General features: G+C 44.4%; 9 protein-coding genes and 1 tRNA gene. 8 read left to right on the top strand and 2 right to left on the bottom strand.

What is annotated here, in order from left to right:
- Nucleotides 1-2: 2 nt before the first annotated feature.
- A tRNA-Pro gene (locus D7322_RS26550) sits at nt 3-76 on the bottom strand.
- Between the two features lie 575 nt (nt 77-651).
- On the opposite strand from D7322_RS26550, the gene D7322_RS26545 reads away from it, so the two are divergent.
- The 8 genes from D7322_RS26545 to D7322_RS26510 are packed head-to-tail and all read left to right on the top strand — an operon-like array spanning nt 652 to nt 18,430.
- Nucleotides 652-7,632: a type I polyketide synthase gene (locus D7322_RS26545; RefSeq protein ID WP_121127197.1), complete on the top strand. Its 6,981-nt coding sequence runs from the start codon at nt 652-654 to the stop codon at nt 7,630-7,632.
- A gap of 19 nt (nt 7,633-7,651) precedes the next feature.
- Entirely contained in the window at nt 7,652-11,896 is a 4,245-nt protein-coding gene (locus D7322_RS26540; RefSeq protein ID WP_121127196.1) for a type I polyketide synthase, read from the top strand.
- The gene (locus tag D7322_RS26535; protein WP_120262284.1) at nt 11,884-12,183 is read left to right on the top strand and encodes an acyl carrier protein; all 300 of its coding nucleotides are present in this window, start codon (nt 11,884-11,886) and stop codon (nt 12,181-12,183) included. The genes D7322_RS26540 and D7322_RS26535 overlap by 13 nt, the downstream gene beginning before the upstream one ends.
- On the top strand, nt 12,174-12,956 hold the full coding sequence (locus D7322_RS26530; protein WP_121127195.1) for an alpha/beta fold hydrolase: 783 nt from the start codon (nt 12,174-12,176) through the stop codon (nt 12,954-12,956). Before D7322_RS26535 ends, D7322_RS26530 begins: the two co-directional genes overlap by 10 nt.
- Nucleotides 12,949-15,354, top strand: a complete 2,406-nt coding sequence (locus D7322_RS29040; protein WP_121127194.1) for a glycosyltransferase — start codon at nt 12,949-12,951, stop codon at nt 15,352-15,354. Before D7322_RS26530 ends, D7322_RS29040 begins: the two co-directional genes overlap by 8 nt.
- Nucleotides 15,355-15,357: 3 nt before the next feature.
- Nucleotides 15,358-16,629, top strand: coding sequence for a condensation domain-containing protein (locus D7322_RS26520; protein ID WP_121127193.1), 1,272 nt, complete (start codon nt 15,358-15,360; stop codon nt 16,627-16,629).
- A complete protein-coding gene (locus D7322_RS26515) occupies nt 16,626-17,879 on the top strand; it encodes a condensation domain-containing protein (protein ID WP_121127192.1) in 1,254 nt (417 codons plus the stop codon). Before D7322_RS26520 ends, D7322_RS26515 begins: the two co-directional genes overlap by 4 nt.
- Nucleotides 17,880-17,887: 8 nt before the next feature.
- Nucleotides 17,888-18,430, top strand: coding sequence for a hypothetical protein (locus D7322_RS26510; RefSeq protein WP_121127191.1), 543 nt, complete (start codon nt 17,888-17,890; stop codon nt 18,428-18,430).
- 36 nt (nt 18,431-18,466) lie between these two features.
- On the opposite strand, the gene D7322_RS26505 is transcribed toward D7322_RS26510, so the two are convergent.
- Complete coding sequence (locus D7322_RS26505; RefSeq protein ID WP_121127190.1) at nt 18,467-19,105, bottom strand: hypothetical protein; 639 nt, start codon at nt 19,103-19,105, stop codon at nt 18,467-18,469.
- Nucleotides 19,106-19,286 lie beyond the last annotated feature (181 nt).

Below are 19,286 nucleotides of genomic sequence, written 5' to 3'. Positions count from 1 at the left end.
AGTCGGGGTGGCAGGATTCGAACCTACGACCTCCACATCCCAAATGTGGCGCGATACCGGGCTACGCTACACCCCGAAAAGGTATCACCTTTGTTTTTGTGTGGCACAAATATACGCTTCTTAGGCATATTTTGCAAGCATTACCACAAAAATAAAACTAATCAACTGATATATTGACTATTATTAATATTTAATTTTAAAGTTAAATACACTCGTTATTATACCATAAATGAACTTCAATATGTCGATTTGCTTTTATCATTTCCAAACAGCCCAAATAAGTTACTACAACTATGATCAAACTGCAAAAAAAGACAAGTAATTACCAAAAAACATTGTTAATAAAAGTTTATGAGATAAAATTATCCATTTAGTTATTCAAACATAAAGTATTTTGTTATTTCCATCAAGATCAAGCAAAAAATAAAAATCAAAAACAAATTTAAATAAATTTGTAGCCTATCGGTTAATAAGACTCAAGCGTTTACTACTTTTTTGTTAAAAAATCATTATCAAATTACCTTTATTATTAAATATATAATAAAAATTAACTACTTTTATTCCAACATAACAACCCTCCTATCAAAACCACAACGATTTTGATGTTTGTTATGGGATCTCCTGCTATTATATGTTCAAATTCATCAATGCATGAAAAATTTAACCATTATTGGATTAACACCTTTTGAAAAGCCTGACGTCAATCTTATGCCCAAACTCCATCAAGCGGGTGCATTTCCCGTATTAAGTTTGGGACACGACTTAGCCAACGCTCAGGAAGCACTGAATCAACTTGATCAGACTGCTATATTTACTTATGGAATTTATTTTCCAAATGATAAACTTCTATCCCTTGAAATTCCGGAGAAAGTAAGCGTCGCCATTCTTCCTTTTGGTAGCCCAGCTCCCACGGCTCCGCATCTGTCCATAGTGTATCAGGTCAGCAGTATGGAAGAAGCCAAACAAGCAGAACAGCTTAACGCAAAAGGAATTATCATAAAAGGAAATGAAGCTGGAGGTCTCGTTGGATATGAATCCACGTTTGTACTCTTCCAACGGATTATCAAAGAAATCCAGTCCATACCTGTTTGGGTACAGGGCGGCATAGGTCTGCATACCGCTGCTGCTGCAAAATCCCTCGGTGCCACTGGAATTGTGTTGGACAGCCAGCTTGCGCTGTTTCCGGAAAGTGCGGTTCCCCAAGACTTCAAAACGCTCTGTGGAAAATTAAACGGGACGGAAACCAAGATCATTGCCAACCATCGCGTACTGGTGCGACCAAACTCGCCGCTGTTATCGGACCAGGTTGACACTCCCGAACTCCGAGCATATTTTACTGACCTGAATCCTGCGACGAGTTATATCCCGATGGGGCAAGACATATCCTTGGCCATCGATCTTTACGAGGATTTCAGGACACTAAAAAAGCTTATTTTCGGATTTAAGGAAGCCATGTACGGCCATTTAAAGCAGGCGAAAGCTTTACAGCCGATTGACCGTGATAATGTATTAGCGAAACAACTAGGCCTGTGTTATCCAATCGCACAAGGCCCCATGACCCGGGTCAGCGATGTTCCGGCCTTTGCCAATGCTGTAGCGGAAGCCGGCGCGCTTCCTTTTGTCGCGCTATCCCTCCTACGGGGTGAACAGGCCAAAGCCCTGGTTATGGAAACCAAACAGCTTGCCGGAGATAAAACCTGGGGAGTGGGGATCTTAGGTTTTGCACCGCAGGAATTGCGTGAAGAACAGACGGCCTATATCTTGGAAGCTAAACCTCCTGTTGTCCTGATTGCCGGTGGTCGACCTGCGCAGGCTAAGGTATTTGAAAAAGCAGGCATAACAACGTTTCTACACGTACCGTCTCCTGCACTGCTCGACATGTTTCTAAAGGAAGGTGCCAAAAATTTCATTTTCGAAGGTCGCGAATGTGGTGGCCACGTTGGACCTCTATCAAGCACGGTCCTCTGGGAAAAACAGATTGAACGCATCTTAAAAGAAGATCACCCCGAACAGATTAGTGTTTTCTTTGCCGGCGGTATCCACGATGCATTTTCTACGGCATTTGTCTCCATTATGGCAGCTCCTTTAGCAGCGCGTGGTGTCAAAGTAGGCGTACTGATGGGAACTGCATATCTCTATACGCATGAAGCGGTAAGCAGCGGAGCTATTCAGGAAGAGTTTCAGAGACAAGCTATGCAAGCCAAAGATACCGTTCTGTTGGAGACAGCACCAGGGCATGAAACTCGTTGTTTGAATACGGCTTTTGCACAACACTTCAACCGGGAGAAATCCAAACTATTGGCTGCAGGCATAGATAAAAAAGAAGTCTGGGAAAAACTCGAAAAATTAAACGTCGGCCGTCTGCGTATTGCAGCTAAAGGTGTCGACCGTCAAGGAGATCAACTGGTCAACATCCCTAAAAGTGAACAACTGGGCCTGGGTATGTATATGATCGGCCAGATTGCAACCATGCAGAACAAGGTGATCTCCCTGGATGCGCTACATCAACATGTCGGCATCGACAATCAGCAGTTTATCCATGAAGCAATATTACCGGAAGAACCGCTTTCCAGCGAAAAACCGCTGGATGTCGCCATTGTCGGAATGGAGTGTATTTTTCCGGGAGCCAAAAATCTGGAAGAATTTTGGCGCAATATTATCCTTGGAAAAGATAGTGTTACCGAAGTTCCTGACGAACGCTGGAACAAGGCTATTTACTATAAACCCGATGCAGATGGTCCAGATGTATCCCACTCAAAATGGGGTGGTTTCATTCCGAAAATTGATTTTGATCCCTTGGCTTTCGGGATTCCACCACAATCGCTCGCAGCGATTGAACCAACACAATTGCTGACGTTACTGGTCGCCAAGCGTGCGATGGAAGACGCCGGTTATGGCGAAAAACAAATCAACCGCGAAAACATTTCCGTAATCATCGGTGCGGAAGGGGGCAATGATCTTGCCAATAGCTATAGCTTTAGAGGGTACTATAAACAGGTCTTTGGTGAACTGCATGAAGAAGTGAAAGAGGCATTACCACATACCACCGAAGATTCCTTCCCGGGTATCCTGGCCAATGTTATCGCTGGTCGGATCACAAATAGACTGGATCTTGGCGGTCGAAATTTTACAGTGGATGCTGCTTGCGCCTCATCCCTTGCAGCGATTGATCTAGCTTGTCAGGAACTTATTCTGGGTAAATCGGATATGGTGCTTGCGGGTGGAGCGGATCTCCATAATGGAATCAACGATTACCTGATGTTTTCCAGCACACATGCGCTCTCACGTAAAGGACGATGCGCTACATTTGACAGTGATGCAGATGGGATTGCTCTTGGCGAGGGGGTAGCGATATTGGTGCTCAAACGCTATGAAGATGCTGTACGTGATGGCGACCGCATCTACTCGGTTATCAAAGGTGTCGGCGGATCCAGTGATGGTAAAGCCCTAGGCCTCACCGCTCCCCGAAAAATCGGTCAAGTACGCGCACTGGAACGTGCCTATAACCAAGCAGGTATCAGCGCAGCATCCGTTGGTCTGGTTGAAGCACATGGTACAGGAACAGTCGTCGGTGATAAAACAGAACTAAGCGCACTGACCAATTTATTCAGCCGTTCAGGAGCCTTACCAGCACAAACGCATTTAGGTTCGGTCAAAACCCAGATCGGCCATACAAAATGTGCGGCAGGATTGGCAGGCTTGATCAAAGCTTCCCTAGCTGTATTTCATGGTGTAAAACCACCAACACTTCACCTCCAACAGCCGAATGCCTATTATAATGCACAGACAAGTCCTTTTGCTTTCCATGCTGAAACTGGTTTATGGGGAGAAAAAAGACGTTATGCTGGCATCAGCGCCTTTGGTTTTGGCGGAACAAATTTCCACGCTGTTATTGCGAATCATCCGCAGGAAGATAGTACAATCGCCTTGCAATCCTGGCCATCCGAACTATTCGTTTTCCGTGGCGACAGCTATAACGAAGCTAAGGGTCAATTGGGTCAGGTAAAAGCACTGTTAGATATAAACGATAGCCTCCCGCTAAAAGATATCGCCTACAGCTTAGCTGTTGCTTCTGAAAAAGAGATCCAGCTCAGCATTGTTGCCGATACAGCCGAAGACCTGATGATGAAAATCGAATTGGTGTTATCTGGTATTGAAAGCAAAGACACCTTTATAGTCAAAAAACGCGAAGGTAAAACAGCATTCTTATTTCCGGGACAAGGTAGTCAACGTATCAATATGGCCCGTGATCTCTTTGTGGTATTCCCAGCAATGCGAAAGCTTATCTCGCAGTATCCTGAACTGGAAAAAGTGGTCTTTCCTTCAACTACGTTTGATGCCGATTCTTTAAAACAACAAAAGGAAACCATTAAAGATACGCGCCTAGCACAACCGCTTTTGGGGATCGTCGATTTAGCCTTAGCTAAATTCCTCCAGTCATTGGGTATCGTCCCAGATATGCTGGCCGGCCATAGTTACGGTGAATTACCAGCATTGTGTTTCGCCGGCGTATTTGACGAAGAACAATTAGTCGAACTGAGCAGCAAGCGGGCTCAATCCATCCTGGATTCGGTCGAAAATGGCGATCCTGGCACCATGGTTGCTGTTAACGCAAATGCGGAACAGCTGAAGGCACTCCTCAATCGTGTTGAAGGCTGTTATCCGGTGAATTACAATTCTCCGACGCAATGTGTTGTTGCAGGTAGCACAGTCGCTATCGGGAAACTCATGGAACTGTTAAAACAGGAACGTGTCTCTGCTAAAAAGCTGGAGGTTGCCTGTGCTTTCCATAGTCCTTTAGTCGCTAGATCAAAAGAGCTTTATGCGAATGTATTGAAGGATGTTCCATTCCAAGAAATGCGACTACCGGTCTGGTCAAACACAACAACAAGCTTATATCCTACTTCGGTATCCGAAATAAAAGCAAGACTGACTGATCATTTGGTTCAACCTGTCCGCTTTGTTGAGGAGCTTCAGGCCATGTATGCTGATGGCGCACGGATATTTATTGAGGTAGGTCCAGGCAAAGTGCTGACAGGCTTAACCAAAGCCTGTCTGGAGCAAGATCAACTGACCCTGTACGTAGAGGATAGCAACCGCAACAAATTGACGCACCTACTCTGTATGCTTGCACAATACTTGGGAACTGGTCGCAATTTCGCTATTGATAAACTTTTTGAAGGTCGTCAGATTCAACCAATCCAGCTAGATCAACCAAACTTATATAAGAAAAAACCTACTATCTGGCGTGTCAATGGACAGGCTGCACATCCAACGACAGGAACGCTACCTGTCAATGGCGCATTGCCAATAGTAAGCCCCATTAAAATGAGCAACCTTAACAATCCTATAGCTGCAACGACAGAAGCACAACCTGCTGCCGAGCGTATGCTGCAAGAATACTTAAACAGCATGAAAATGCTGATCCAGGCGCAACGTGATGTCATGCTTTCCTTTTTGGGGCAAAACCCACAAGTAGCACCTATGCCGGTCTATTCAAGTCCCGCACCAAATGTGACTGCAGACCGTATAACCCCGATTACCGTTCAACCCACGCTCAGCGACAATTCCGCTGTCGCAACAGTGGTACAAACACCAGCTAAAGACATTAAAACGTTATTGTTACAGGTAGTAAGCGACAAGACCGGTTATCCACATGAGATGCTGGGTATGGAAATGGACCTGGAAGCCGATCTCAGCATTGATTCAATCAAGCGGGTCGAAATTATAGGAACATTGCGTACAGAGCTTGGAACACTAAAGTTCGATCATGCAAATGAAGATACAATCATGGAACAATTGGCTGCCATAAAAACCTTAAATGGTCTGGTTTCCTGGTTAACAGAATTCAGCGGCACAACAGCAGTGCCGGCCACAAGCGCTCAAACAGCGGTATCGACACCCACAACAACAAATCAGTCCGCGCTCTCCCTTGCGGAATTACAAACAGCAATACTGGATATCGTCAGTGAAAAAACCGGTTATCCCAAAGAAATGTTAGGATTGGATTTGGACCTGGAAGCAGATTTGAGCATAGACTCGATCAAACGGATGGAAATCATTGCTGAACTGAAGACCAAAATTGGTTTTGGAGAGGATCTCGAACATGCCGAAGATCTAATGGAAACCTTAGCAGCGATTAAAACCCTTAACGGTCTTGCTTCCTGGATCAGTGAAGTTAGTGATACAGCTCCTGAACAGAGCCTCTTGTCCAGACTTCGTTTTGACTTGACACCAGCAGATGCGGCCTCAGCACAAGACACAGAAATTCTACAGGGCAAACGTTTTGCCATTGCTCCTGATCATGGGCAGCAGACAATGGCCATCAAAACCATGCTCGAAAAACATGGTGCGATCGCAGAACTGGTCAATCCGGAAAATGATCTTGCTGTCTTTGATGGACTAATTATCTCCGACATATTTTCAGCGACAGTACAACATAATATCATAGATCAAGTTGATCTAATCAAAAAAATGGATCTGGACAGGGCCAAATGGGTCTATTTAATCTCTGATATTCCGGCACATGTAGAAAAAACAAACGATACACATGCCTTACGTCACTACCAGGGTTACCCGGGGCTGTTTAAAAGTCTAGCTCGTGAGTTTGAACAGACAAGCTGTCGATTAATCAGTTTGAGCACGCCACAGGAAACAGATCAGATCGCTGAAATCACACTAAAAGAAATCTTGACAACCGATAAAACCGTCGAGGTTATCTACAAGCATGATCAACGTCATACATTCGATATTATTCCCTCACCACTGTCGACAGGCAGCGAAGAAGTGCAAATCCAACTGGATCAAAAATCTGTTGTCCTGGTACTTGGCGGTGGACAGGGTATTACTTCCGAATTAGTAAAACACATGTCAGCCTCCTACCCTTGTACTTACATCCTTGTGGGCAGGTCAGCAGACCCAAGAAAAGATATCCCGATCTCGAAAGAACTGGAAACAATGATCTCCAAGGAACAGATCAGAGCTCACCTCATTCAATCGGGGCTATTCCATGCTCCGGCACAAATTGAAAAAGAGACCCTTCGCGTCTTTAAAAACAATCAGATTCTGCGGACGATCCGTGATATGGAGCAACTGGGAAACACCGTCGTTTATGAATCATTGGACCTCTGTGACGAGGCTGGATTAACGGCCTTGCTCCACCAGATTTATGAACAATATGGACAGCTCGATGGTGTTATCCATGGTGCAGGCTTGCTGGAAGATAAACTGTTCAAACAAAAAACGACCAGCTCTTTTGGACGTGTCTTTGACACCAAAGTAAAACCATTACGCGTATTAGCGGAACAACTACGTTCGGACTGTCAGTTCGTCGTCTTATTTTCCAGTATAGCATCTGTTTATGGCAACAAAGGTCAGACAGATTATGCGGCAGCAAACAGTGTATTGGACGACTATGCCAATGTACTGAATAAACGTTTGAAAGGAAAGGTTATTTCGATCAATTGGGGACCTTGGAAAGGTGCCGGCATGGTTTCACAGACATTGGAAACAGAATATGAACGCCGTGGCATCTCCCTAATTCCTTTGGATGAAGGGAAAGAAATTTTCCTTAACGAGATCAGGTATGGTACGGAAAGCCAAGTGTTAATTATGTCAGGCAACAATTGGTAAACCGTCTTATCCATTGATTATGAAAAAAACAGATATTGCCATCGTTGGTTTATCTTGTGTCTTTCCGGGGGCACAGGATGCCAATACGTTCTGGCAAAATATCATCAATAAGGTCGATTCCACTGAATTTGCTCCAGCTGATCGCATTGACCCGATCCATTTTAGTGATGGTCCGGGGACTGTAGATCGCTTTTATTGCAAACGTGGTGGGTTTATCTCTGACTATGTGTTCGATCCAACGGCATTTGGCATTTTACCACTTGCTGTTGAGGGAACCGAGCCGGATCACCTGTTAACGCTTGATCTGGTACAGAAAGCACTGGAAGATGCCGGCGTATTCCAAAAACAGGTATCCCTGGAAAAGGCAGGAATTGTGATCGGGAAAGGAAATTATACCGGTCCGGGAGCTACCCGTGCCATAGAAATTGTACGTACAGGCGAACAGATTTCCTCCCTTTTACAGGAACTTTTACCGCAGGTGCCAGCGGCAGATATCGAAAAGGTAAAACAAGCATTCCAGGAACGCAAGGGACGCTTCGCCGCTGATACGGCTATGGGCTTAATCCCTAATCTTGTGGCTTCGCTTGTTGCCAACCGCTTCAATCTTGGCGGTGTGGCCTTTACTGTAGATGCTGCTTGTGCCAGCGCCCTGATCGCGGTAGACCATGCTGTACAGGAATTGCAGCGTGGCCGTAGTGATATCATGATTGCCGGCGGTGTACATACCGGTCAAAATGCAGCTTTTTGGAGCATCTTTGCACAATTGGGTGCCCTTTCTCACAACCAACAGATCAAACCTTTCAGCATGGATGCCGATGGCTTACTCATCGGTGAAGGCTGTGGTTTTGTTGTATTAAAACGACTCGAAGATGCTGTACGTGACCAGGATAAAATCTATGCTGTCATCAAAGGCATAGGCGTGAGCAGCGATGGTCATGGCACAAGCGTCATGAGTCCATCGGTGAAAGGACAATTAAAAGCTTTACAACAGGCTTGGATAAATGCTGAACTGGACGAAAAACAGATCGGCTATCTGGAAGCACACGGTACAGGGACACCTCTTGGAGATAAAACTGAACTACAGACACTGTCGCAGTTTTTCGGTAAAGAAGACGCTGCCCCAGTCGCTGGAATCGGTTCGGTCAAATCCAACATCGGTCATGCCATGCCTGCCGCAGGAATCGCAGGCCTGATAAAAACCTGTTTGGCGCTACACCACGATACATTGCCACCAACCCTTTATTGCGAAAACCCGACCGCTGATATGCAGACAACACGATTTGCTCCGGTACAGGAAGCAAAAAGCTGGTCAAAGACAGGTCTACCCAAGGTGGCCGCGGTAAATGCTTTTGGTTTCGGCGGTATAAACGCGCACGTGGTCTTAACAGGCTATGATATGCCTAAAAAAGATCCCGTATTGTTACTTGCCCGACCAACACATGCGGAATTATTATCGGCTTTACGGAATAACGATACGACAGTGGGTGAAGGCCATTATCGTCTCGCCCTATTTGATCCCACCCCAGAGCGGATTGAAAAGGCAATCAAAATCGTTTCTAAAGATAAAGCCTGGCGCAACAAGCAGGATATCTGGTATACCTCTACCCCTTTATTACAAGAGGGTGGCAAGGTTGCCTTCGTCTTCCCTGGTTTAGATGGCTTAGCGAAAGGAGAGATTGACTCGGTCAGTCGCTATTTTGGATTGACAGCACCTATACAAACCGAAGGTGAAGGACTGCTGAATGATGCCTTGGCTATTTTCAATTCTTGCAGCATTTTGGACAATTCCCTTAAAAAGCTAGGGATCTATCCGGATATGAATGCTGGACATAGCTTAGGCGAATGGTTGGCTGGCTATTCTGCGGAACTGGCGGAAGCAAGTTCGGTCAAGGATCTTATTGATGTCCTGAACCCGAAGACTTTTGAACTCAAGGACTCCAAATTTATTGCCATCGGAACGGGGCTAAAGGAAATTACACCTTTGATTACTGGAATTCCCAATATTTATGTTTCCAATGATAACTGTCCACATCAGGTCATTCTATGCGGCAGCAATACCGCTTTAGAAGAACTTGTACCTCAGTTGAAAGCGAAACAGATATTCCATCAGATCCTGCCATTCCAGTCGGGGTTTCACTCGCCTTTTGTAGCAGACAAGCTTGATCTGATCCTAGCAGGTATGGAAAAAGTACAGTTTCAGCCAACCAAAATCCCTTTGTGGTCGGCCACCACACTGATGCCATATCCATCGGATCAACAGGCCATCCGCCAATTGAGTGCCGAACACCTTGTACAACCGGTCCGTTTCCGCGAGCTAACGGAAAAGCTTTATGACGAGGGAGTCCGGTTCTTTATCCAGGTGGGTACCGGTGGACTGATCGGCTTTATTGACGACACCTTAAAGGGAAAAGCGTTCAGCACTCTAGCGTCCAGTGTGGCAACACGTTCGGCACTTGCGCAGTTACAACGTGTCGTAGCGGCTTTATTTGTGGAAGGAAAAACAGTGGCGCTGGATTTTCTGGCGGTACAAAACCACGCAAAAAAAGTTGCGAGTAAAGGTATGAAACTACAGCTCGGTTCGCCTATCGTCCGTAATTTTGATGCGGTCAAGAGCTTAGGAAAGTCTTTTGACACAGTACAGCCACAACTGACCGCCGGAACAGCTGTAAGGGGCAATCATCCATTGGTACAGGCATTTCAGGAGAATATCGCGGATATGATCCGGATGCAGGAAGAAGTATTGACACTCTTTCAGAACCGGCCAGCGCCTAGCGTTTTGGCAACTGTCACCAAGCCCCTTGTCGTAGAAAAACCTGTAGACAGACATTTTTCAAAAATGCTACAGGTCAATTTGGACAGTCATCCTTACCTGATCGATCATAGTCTGCTGCGACAACCGCAGGGATGGTCAGAAGTAGCGGACATGGAACCGGTGATCCCGATGACCATGATTTTTGAATTGCTGGCTGAAATCGCTCAGGCAGAACAACCTGCGACCAAGATCCATAAGATCATGCACGTGAGTGTGTTCCAATGGATGAATGTAGCCAAACCATTTGAGAAAATGGTCAAGGGCGAATGGCGGTCGCCTCAGCTTGCCTATCTGGATATCGAGAATTTTGCAAATGCAGAGGTAGCACTGTCTACAGCATATCCCGTCGCACCACAGTTTGATCTTTCCATAGGTGAGTCCCTGCCTATCACGCGTACTTCCGAAGAAATCTATGATAAGCATATGTTCCATGGAACAGCCTATCAAGGGATTATGGCGGTAACTGCCGTAGGTAAAAAGGGTATCATAGGTAAGATCAAGGGTAATGGTGGAAAGGGCTCGCTATTGGATAATGCGGGACAATTATTCGGTTTGTGGCTTCAGCTTACACTGACCAAAGATCGCATTGCATTCCCTGTTAAAATCAAAGAAATCGAGTTTTTCGACGACATGCATGACCAAGATGGCCTATTCGAGTGTACCTGTGTGTTGACTGAGCTGAACGATGAATTTGCTATCGCAAACATTACGCTCCAACGAAACGAAAAAGTATGGTGCTCGATCAGGGGCTGGCAAAATAGACGATTGGAAATCGACGAAGCATTGTGGAATGTTTCCATGTCGCCATTGCACAACCGTCTCTCAACGGAAATCGCACCAGCTGTTTTCTTTTTCCACCAAGCCTATACCCGTGTCGCTTCCTGGGACTTTATCCTGAAACGCTATTTCAACCAAACGGAAAAACAGCACTACCAACACTTGCTGCCCAACCGCAGAAAAAGTTGGATGGTAAGCCGTGTTGCGTTAAAAGATGCGGTGCGACAGCTGTTGAACCGCCAGAAAAACCTTCCTTGCTATCCCATTACGTTTGAAATCCGCTCGGATGAAGTCGGTAAACCTTATCTACTGGGCGATGAGACTAAAGATATCCATGTGTCGTTAGCGCATAAAGGCAAGGATGCCGTAGCTATCGCCCGCCAAGGCCACCCTGTAGGCATTGACATGGAACTCATCGAGGAGCGCAGTGCCGGTTTTTACCCACTGGTCTTTACTGATGCTGAAATGGAATTGCTAAAAGACAGGAAACAGGCCGAATGGACGACCCGTTTTTGGGTAGCGAAAGAAGCCTACGGAAAATTTCTGGGGACTGGCCTACAGGGCAACCCAAAAAGATATGAAGTAGAACGCATCCAGGGAGATCATCTCTGGATCAATCAAATAGAAATAAAAACGATCAAACACCAAAATTATATTATCGGATGGACACTGTAAACACCACACTAAAATTGAATCATGAAGAGTTATTCGCTTTATTAAAAGGCTTTATAACAGAAGTTATCGGCGAAGAATTTGTAGAAGAGATGGATATCACACCAGAAAGTTCCTTCACAAAGGACCTTGAAATGGACAGCATAGAAATTGTTTCTTTTTCAGAGAAAATCAAGGCACATTTTGGTGACCAGATTGATTTCACAGGCTGGTTATCTTCGATGGACCTGGATCAACTGATCAATCTTGACCTCCGTATGATCATCAATTATATCTACGAATGCCAATAATTACGGTCAACAACAGAAAGGTTCACATACAAGAACTAAATAAAGGTGCTGAACATACCGTGGTATTGATCCACGGCATGTTCAGCAACCTCTCTATTTATTATTTTAATATTGCTCCAATCCTAGCGCAGCATTTCCACGTGGTCATGTATGATCTCAAAAGTCATGGCATGAGTGAACGTGTATCGGAAGGCTATGATCTTGAAAATATGTCATCGGATCTGATTGCTTTGTTGGATAGTCTACAACTTCAAAACGTCCATCTGCTGGGTTACAGTTTTGGTGGACTAATCGCGCTTAAAACGGCATTGCAGATCCCAAGCCGTGTGGAACGACTCGTAGTTATGGAAGCTCCAGATCCACAGGATGAGAAAGCTCGCAACATCATCGATGAGTATAGTAAGGAATTTTTGGAACATTATATTGCCAATTTTACCGATACAACAAAAATGAAAATGGGTAAGCGACAATTTGAAAAAAATCATCGCCTTTACGAGTTTTTATTCAACCAGACGAGCATCAAAGCTGATATGATCAAAGAAAAATATTTCCTCCATGAAATGGATACTGCAACATTACCGCCGTCCACCTTACTGTTGTATGGAAATACATCGAACTGTAAACCAACGGGGGAATGGCTACAAACAAAAATATCTGGTGCTCAACTTAAACTCATTCCGGGAGATCACAATATCCCCATACAAGAACCTATACAGATAGCTGAAACTATCGTTGATTTTTTATCTAACCCTTTATTACAAAACCATGGCTAAATTTGTGTTTGTTGTCCCCCCACTGACAGGTCATGTCAATCCGACGTTGAGCATTGGTGCTGAACTATTGGAAAGAGGACATGAAGTAGCTTGGATCAGTCTAGACAAAAACTTAACTAATAAACTTCCAGCTGGCGGAAAGCTTTTGCTTATTCAATATGACCAGACGGATGAAGAAAAAAAAGAAAGCGAACAGTACCTTGATATCATTTCAAAAAAGATTGTCTATGGTATCGATAGCATCAAGTTTCTTTATGAAGATGTGCTTATCCCTTTAAATAGACATTGTTATAAAGGTATCCTTACCTTATTAGAGACATTTGCACCTGATCTCGTGATTGGCGACCATCAATTATTTGCGGCATCCATCGCTGCAAAAAAACTGGGGCTCCGCTATGCGACCACTGTCACGGCTCCCGCAGCCATTAAAATTGTCAGTGAACTCCCAAAGGTACACGAATGGGAAGAAAAGCAGATCGTCGCTTTGCAACAGGAACTCGGGCTAACTGGAAATAAATCTTTGGATTGCTCGGATTTGCTTACGCTTGTCCTAACATCCCGTTATTTCTTTGGTGAGATGGATCTCAGCTCAAACTATCAGTTCACAGGACCTGTCCTGGCCGAACGTCGGGTATCGGCTGTATTTGACTGGGATAAACTGCATGCTAGTAATCGAAAAAAAATCCTGGTCAGTATTGGTACTACCTTTGATCACGACCATAAGAAAGCATTTTTCCAAAAGGTTATCGATGCATTTGCGGGAGAGGAGCTGACTGTCGTAGTTGTTTCAGATCCGCAGCTATTTGATGCCTGGCCTGAAAACTTCATGGTTTATCAACAAATCCCGCAATTGGATCTGTTACCACATCTGGATGCTGTTGTATGCCATGGTGGCCATAATACGGTTTCCGAAACTCTTTCACAGGGACTACCACTTGTGGTCATCCCGATCGCTTACGACCAGTCACATGTCGCGGGTCGCGTAGTGCGTACCGGTGCCGGTGAACGACTGAATTTCAATCGTTTTAAAGCACATCATTTAAAAAATAGTGTCCATACCATCTTGAATAATCCAACCTATCGTGAAGCTGCACATACCGTCCGTCAATCTTTTGTCGATGCGGGTGGCACGAAAACCGCTGCAGACCTCTTGGAACAAACTGCTGCTCCTATCGCTTCAAGAGCGGAGGTACCGGCTAAGTTCCTCTTTGTTGTTCCACCATTTTTTGGACATATCAGCCCAACATTAAGTGTAGGTGCAAGCCTCCTTGCCCGTGGGCATGAAGTCCGGTGGTTTGGCATAACGCCATTAGCTGATCATCATATCCCCGAAGGTGGAAGTTATATCTATCCTGAAGCGGATCTGGTACCTTTTCAGGAGGAACTCCAACAGCTATTGAAACGTCAGGATGATGGTCCCTCCTGTTCGGGCCCCGAAGTAATGAAACTGGCGCTGGAAGAAACCTATGTCCCGATCGCGAAAATGATGATGCCGGGATTGGAACGTCTTCTCGGCCAATGGCAACCTGATGTGATCGTAAACGACTGCATCACCTTTGGAGGTGCACTATTTGCACATAAACATCAGATCCCTTGTGTGACAACAACTCCCGTTCCACCGGATGTCATGGGCGACACGGAGAAGAGTGCTCCTAAGATATTTGAGTGGCAGCAAAATCTGATCAAAGACCTTCAAAAGGCCGTGGGAATTTATGATGAAGGAATCTTTATACACTCCCATCAGCTTAACCTGATATTTACGTCACAAGCTTTTGCCGGTTTTGAAACGGTACCGCCTCACATGAAATTTGTCGGACCGGTCAAAGGTCGTCCAAACAATACCCCTTTTGACTGGGAACGTTTGGCCGCCAGCACTACTCCAAAAGTATTTGTATCCTTAGGTACACTACTCGTGGATATTCGAAAAGCATTTTTCGGTAAACTAATAGAGGCCTTTGCCGATCAGCCGGTGACAATTATTGCCGCTACTCCACCGGAAATATTTGAAGAATGGCCTTCCAATTTTATTGTGAGTGGCTTTGTTCCCCAATCCGCTTTGATGCCACACATGGATATGGTTATTTGCCATGGGGGCTTCAATACGGTGAACGACACCTTTACCAATGGTTTACCCATGCTGATCACACCGATCGCCTATGATCATTTTCATACAGCCAAACTTATTGAGCAGGCGGGTTGCGGGCTTAGCATCCGATACAAACGTATGCGTATAGATGCCCTACGTGACACCGTATTTGAGTTATTGGAAAACCCGATCTATCGAAATGCCGCGAAGGAGGTACAGAAGACCTTTCTAACCGCTGGCGGTAACGACCAGGCGGTAGTGCTATTGGAAGATTTTGTAAAACAAGAATGTTTGACATTGGCACAGGCGTAGGCGATGAAAAGAAAACTATTATTTGGTGAGCGCATGCTGTTGGGGGATGGAACTGAACCCTTCAACGCCGTCATTCCCTTTCGGCTGCGTGGTGTTTTCAGCGAAGAAGATATCAAATACGCCTTGAGCCGATTACAGGAAAAACATCCCTGGCTCCGGGCACTTATCCAACATGATGACAAAAATACACCTTGGTTTCAGGTTCCGGAAATAACCGTATCGATTCCGATACGCTTAGTAAACCGAAAAAGTGAAGACGACTGGCAAGAGGAATCCAAAATGGAATGGCATTCGACCTTCGATTATCAGACGAAACCTTTAATCCGATTTGTCTGGATTAAGGGGGAAGAAGTCTCAGATATGCTATTTGTTTTCCATCATTGCTTATGCGATGGTGGCTCGGCCATGGCATTATTGTATGAATTTCTAAAAGTACTGGACAATCCGGCCGCGGAAATCGGACTGGAAAATCCGATCCTTGGCATTGAAGATGTCGTACCAGAACATATCTTAAAGAGTGTTAAGAAGCGGTTTAAGGCAAAAACAATTGGCCGATTAGCAGCTTTAGCGATTAAATGTATTCCGGTCGGCAGAAAAGCGATCGATCGGCAGACGGACTATCTGATTCACTGGAAGTTTGACCAAGCCACCAGCAAGCAACTTATTTCTCATTGCAAGTCATTGGATGTCACAGTCAACACATTTCTGGGGGCCACCGTATTGGAGGCATTCCGGAAAGTACGTGGTTCGTCGGCATTCAATAAAGTTTCCTGCCCAGTAGATATCAGGCGTTTTGCACCACAGATAAAAGATGACCATATTTTTGCTTTCGGATTAATGATTGTCATGTCTTCGAACCAGAAAATAAGCTTTTTGGATAACCTCCGGTTGATGCAGGATGAAGTGGAACGCAAAACAGCGAAGCTCAATCCTTATATCACCATGATGGTCATGGAATCTGCCCACGATGCGCTAAAGAACTTTACAAAACTCTTAAAACGGGGCAAGTCATCCAATGACTGTATGTTTTCCAATTTGGGACGCATACAGATCCCGGACCAATATCGGGCATTCAGCCTGGAAACAATCTTTAGTCCTTCGGTCATTGGTCCTTTGGGCAATACAACGACCATGGTCACCTCCACCTTTCGTGGACAAATGGATTTCTCCTTTATGGGAAGTGAGGGGTATTTACCACAGGCAGAAGCATTGGCCATTCGCGATGAGATCATAGATCGCATCAGACAGCAACTAAATTATCAGGAGGCATCATGATCGAACGGAAATTAATGATGGTAGAACGGATCATGTATGTTGATGCCGAAACACCCTTAAATTGTGTATTTGCCGCCAAGATAAGCGGGGAGATCGCCGAAGAGCACCTTCGGAATGCCCTCAACAAAATTCAGCAAAAACATCCATTGCTCCGATCGGTTATCAGCATAGAGGATGCAAAGCAACCCCGATTTGCGGTCAAAGAAGATATGGAATCTATTCCACTCCATATTGTCCAACGTCAAACGGATATGGATTGGCTGACAGCGTCGGAACGGGAATGGTATCGCCCCTTTAAAGCTGACAATACCCCCTTGGCTCAATTGGTCTGGATCAAAGGTAATTCAGTTTCGGAATTGCTTTGGGTATTACCACATTGCATCTGCGATGGTACCAGTATTGTCACATTGATGCGGGAGCTACTGCACCTGTTGGATAACCCCGATAAGGAACTCGAGCCCTACCAGCTCTTTGAATCGGTTCATGAATTCCTGCCGCAAGGCTTTGAGCTTCAAAAAAAATCACGTAGAGCCAAGTTCTATTTGCTATTGGCAAGATTTTTCTTTTTCCTGCAACGAAAGAGCAGAAAAAGAAATTTAGGAAAAAACTATGCGATGCACTGGAAACTGGATGCAGAAACAACGGCTGCCCTAACCCAAGGCTGTAAAGACCAAAGCATTTCTGTCCATGCGCTCCTATGCACGGCGTTTATGCAAGCCTTTCGGGAGGTGCAAGGTAAAGCTGCAAAAAATAAAGTGATCAGCCCAGTTAATATCCGGCACTTTATTCCAGAAATCGAACAGGACCACATGTTTGCCTTTGCACCAACGGTGGAGCTTTCTCTAAAAAAGGGGAATGATAATATCGTGGATACGGCGAAAGATATCAAAACGGCGCTCACACAAAAAATAGAAAAGATGGATGCCCGGGAGCTACTCTGGATGGGAGAACAGATGCACCCGGTCGTGGAGCGTATGATTTCTATGTTAAAATCGAGCCCGGGAGGACATGACGTCACGCTATCCAATATAGGTAAGCTCCAAATTCCAAACGAGTACAAAAACTTCACTCTGGAGACCATATACAGCCCAACAGTGGCTTTCCCCTGGTTGAATTCAAATACCTTGGTTGCAACGACGTTCAATCAACAAATGGATTTTACGTTTATGTCCAATGAAGATTTTTTACCAAAAGAAGAAGCGATTAAAATAAAAGATAAGGCGATCGCAATCATGACCTTATCCCTATAGCACTCCACATGACGAAGTTTACGGAATCAAAGAAAATAAAAAAAACAACGCTCAGGCGATTTTTAAGGAAGCGCGCAATTTATTATATCCTCCCCAATGTTGTCTTCAATTTCCTGGTTGCCTACGCCAGCTTTCAGGAGCTGGGATATACGCACTTTTTTGCTGGCCCACAGAGTCTGGCTCGACTGACACTACCAATGGCGATATTTTTACCTGTTGTCCTTACAATGGATATTATCAAGCGGGTGATCGCAGCCATAGAACAGGAATCGATCGCATTAACAGTAGACAGTGAACTGAACAGGAATAAATTTATTACGAAGCTGTGTATTATCCATGGCTTCGTAACGGGTTTATTGGTATTCCTATGTCTGATACTGGCCCAATATAACCTATCTACACACTACAAGTTAAATGCAACTGCAATGGCTATTTTAGATGCGCTACTCGCAGGTGTATTATCGATTTTGTTCACCTACTTACCGATCAAGAAATTAAGAAAATATTTATCTGAGCCGTCGCTAGTCATGCAGGAAATAGAACGAAATTAGTTTCCCCTTGTGGGAAGCTCTTCCTTCTAACATTTGCTAGCTAAAATCAGTATATATTTTTGCTTCAAGTTCGCCCGCGCTTATTGGTGGCTTAACAAAATCCTTTTCAGGTCTGTCCGGTAATTGTTTCCCCTTTCCCCTTGCAAAACCAAGCTTATATCCAATATTGTCATAAGTTGTCAGGTATACATTATCGTATTCTGTATCAGACTCACTGACATATAGCATCACATTTTTGTTTGCAATATTTTCGGTAACCCAACTATCTGTTGGTTTGGTGGTTGCCCAAGCAATGATTGAAAAGCTCCTATCAAAGCCTATTGGATAATTTAAGTAGTTGATAAAAAAACAATAAATATCAAAATCAATATCGAAAGGAAAAGTTACCGCGAACTTTCTGTTCGACAACTTTGTCAGCCTCAGAATTGATTGAAAATTCTCTTGATTATGAGAATTGCAAAATTCCTGCAAAATTTTTTCAATGTCATTTTCATCAATATCGTCTACAATGACCAATTTATCGTTAATGACTTTTTTTGTTGGAAAGCTGCTACCCGGAGGTCTATTTGTATTGATGATAGATTGTGTTTTTAGATTTTTGAATTTTATCCTTAATATAAAAATTACAATTGCTACGATAACTGTATACACTACCAATAAGTATTGCTGTTTCATCTATTGTCCGGTTTTATATGGTCATTTAAGAATTGTCGGTGACAATTGGTTTTGTGAGATAAATATACATAAAGTTTTATCAGGCCTTGTTTAAAACATGTATTTCTTTTTTTCAGAAATGCTGCTGTCATAGCGAGCAGGTTTTTGGTTTTATTGACTATTAGGATTAAACAAAAATGGC

Origin of the sequence: Sphingobacterium puteale (assembly GCF_003627955.1) — a bacterium.
GTDB lineage: Bacteria > Bacteroidota > Bacteroidia > Sphingobacteriales > Sphingobacteriaceae > Sphingobacterium > Sphingobacterium puteale.
This window is presented reverse-complemented; position numbering and strand designations above follow the sequence as displayed.

What these genes read in the sequence shown, in the direction of transcription:
- D7322_RS26545 (WP_121127197.1), top strand. Translation starts at nt 652, where the DNA reads ATGAAAAATTTAACCATTATTGGATTAACACCTTTTGAAAAGCCTGAC.
- D7322_RS26540 (WP_121127196.1), top strand. Translation starts at nt 7,652, where the DNA reads ATGAAAAAAACAGATATTGCCATCGTTGGTTTATCTTGTGTCTTTCCG.
- D7322_RS26535 (WP_120262284.1), top strand. Translation starts at nt 11,884, where the DNA reads ATGGACACTGTAAACACCACACTAAAATTGAATCATGAAGAGTTATTC.
- D7322_RS26530 (WP_121127195.1), top strand. Translation starts at nt 12,174, where the DNA reads ATGCCAATAATTACGGTCAACAACAGAAAGGTTCACATACAAGAACTA.
- D7322_RS29040 (WP_121127194.1), top strand. Translation starts at nt 12,949, where the DNA reads ATGGCTAAATTTGTGTTTGTTGTCCCCCCACTGACAGGTCATGTCAAT.
- D7322_RS26520 (WP_121127193.1), top strand. Translation starts at nt 15,358, where the DNA reads ATGAAAAGAAAACTATTATTTGGTGAGCGCATGCTGTTGGGGGATGGA.
- D7322_RS26515 (WP_121127192.1), top strand. Translation starts at nt 16,626, where the DNA reads ATGATCGAACGGAAATTAATGATGGTAGAACGGATCATGTATGTTGAT.
- D7322_RS26510 (WP_121127191.1), top strand. Translation starts at nt 17,888, where the DNA reads ATGACGAAGTTTACGGAATCAAAGAAAATAAAAAAAACAACGCTCAGG.
- D7322_RS26505 (WP_121127190.1), bottom strand. Translation starts at nt 19,105, where the DNA reads ATGAAACAGCAATACTTATTGGTAGTGTATACAGTTATCGTAGCAATT.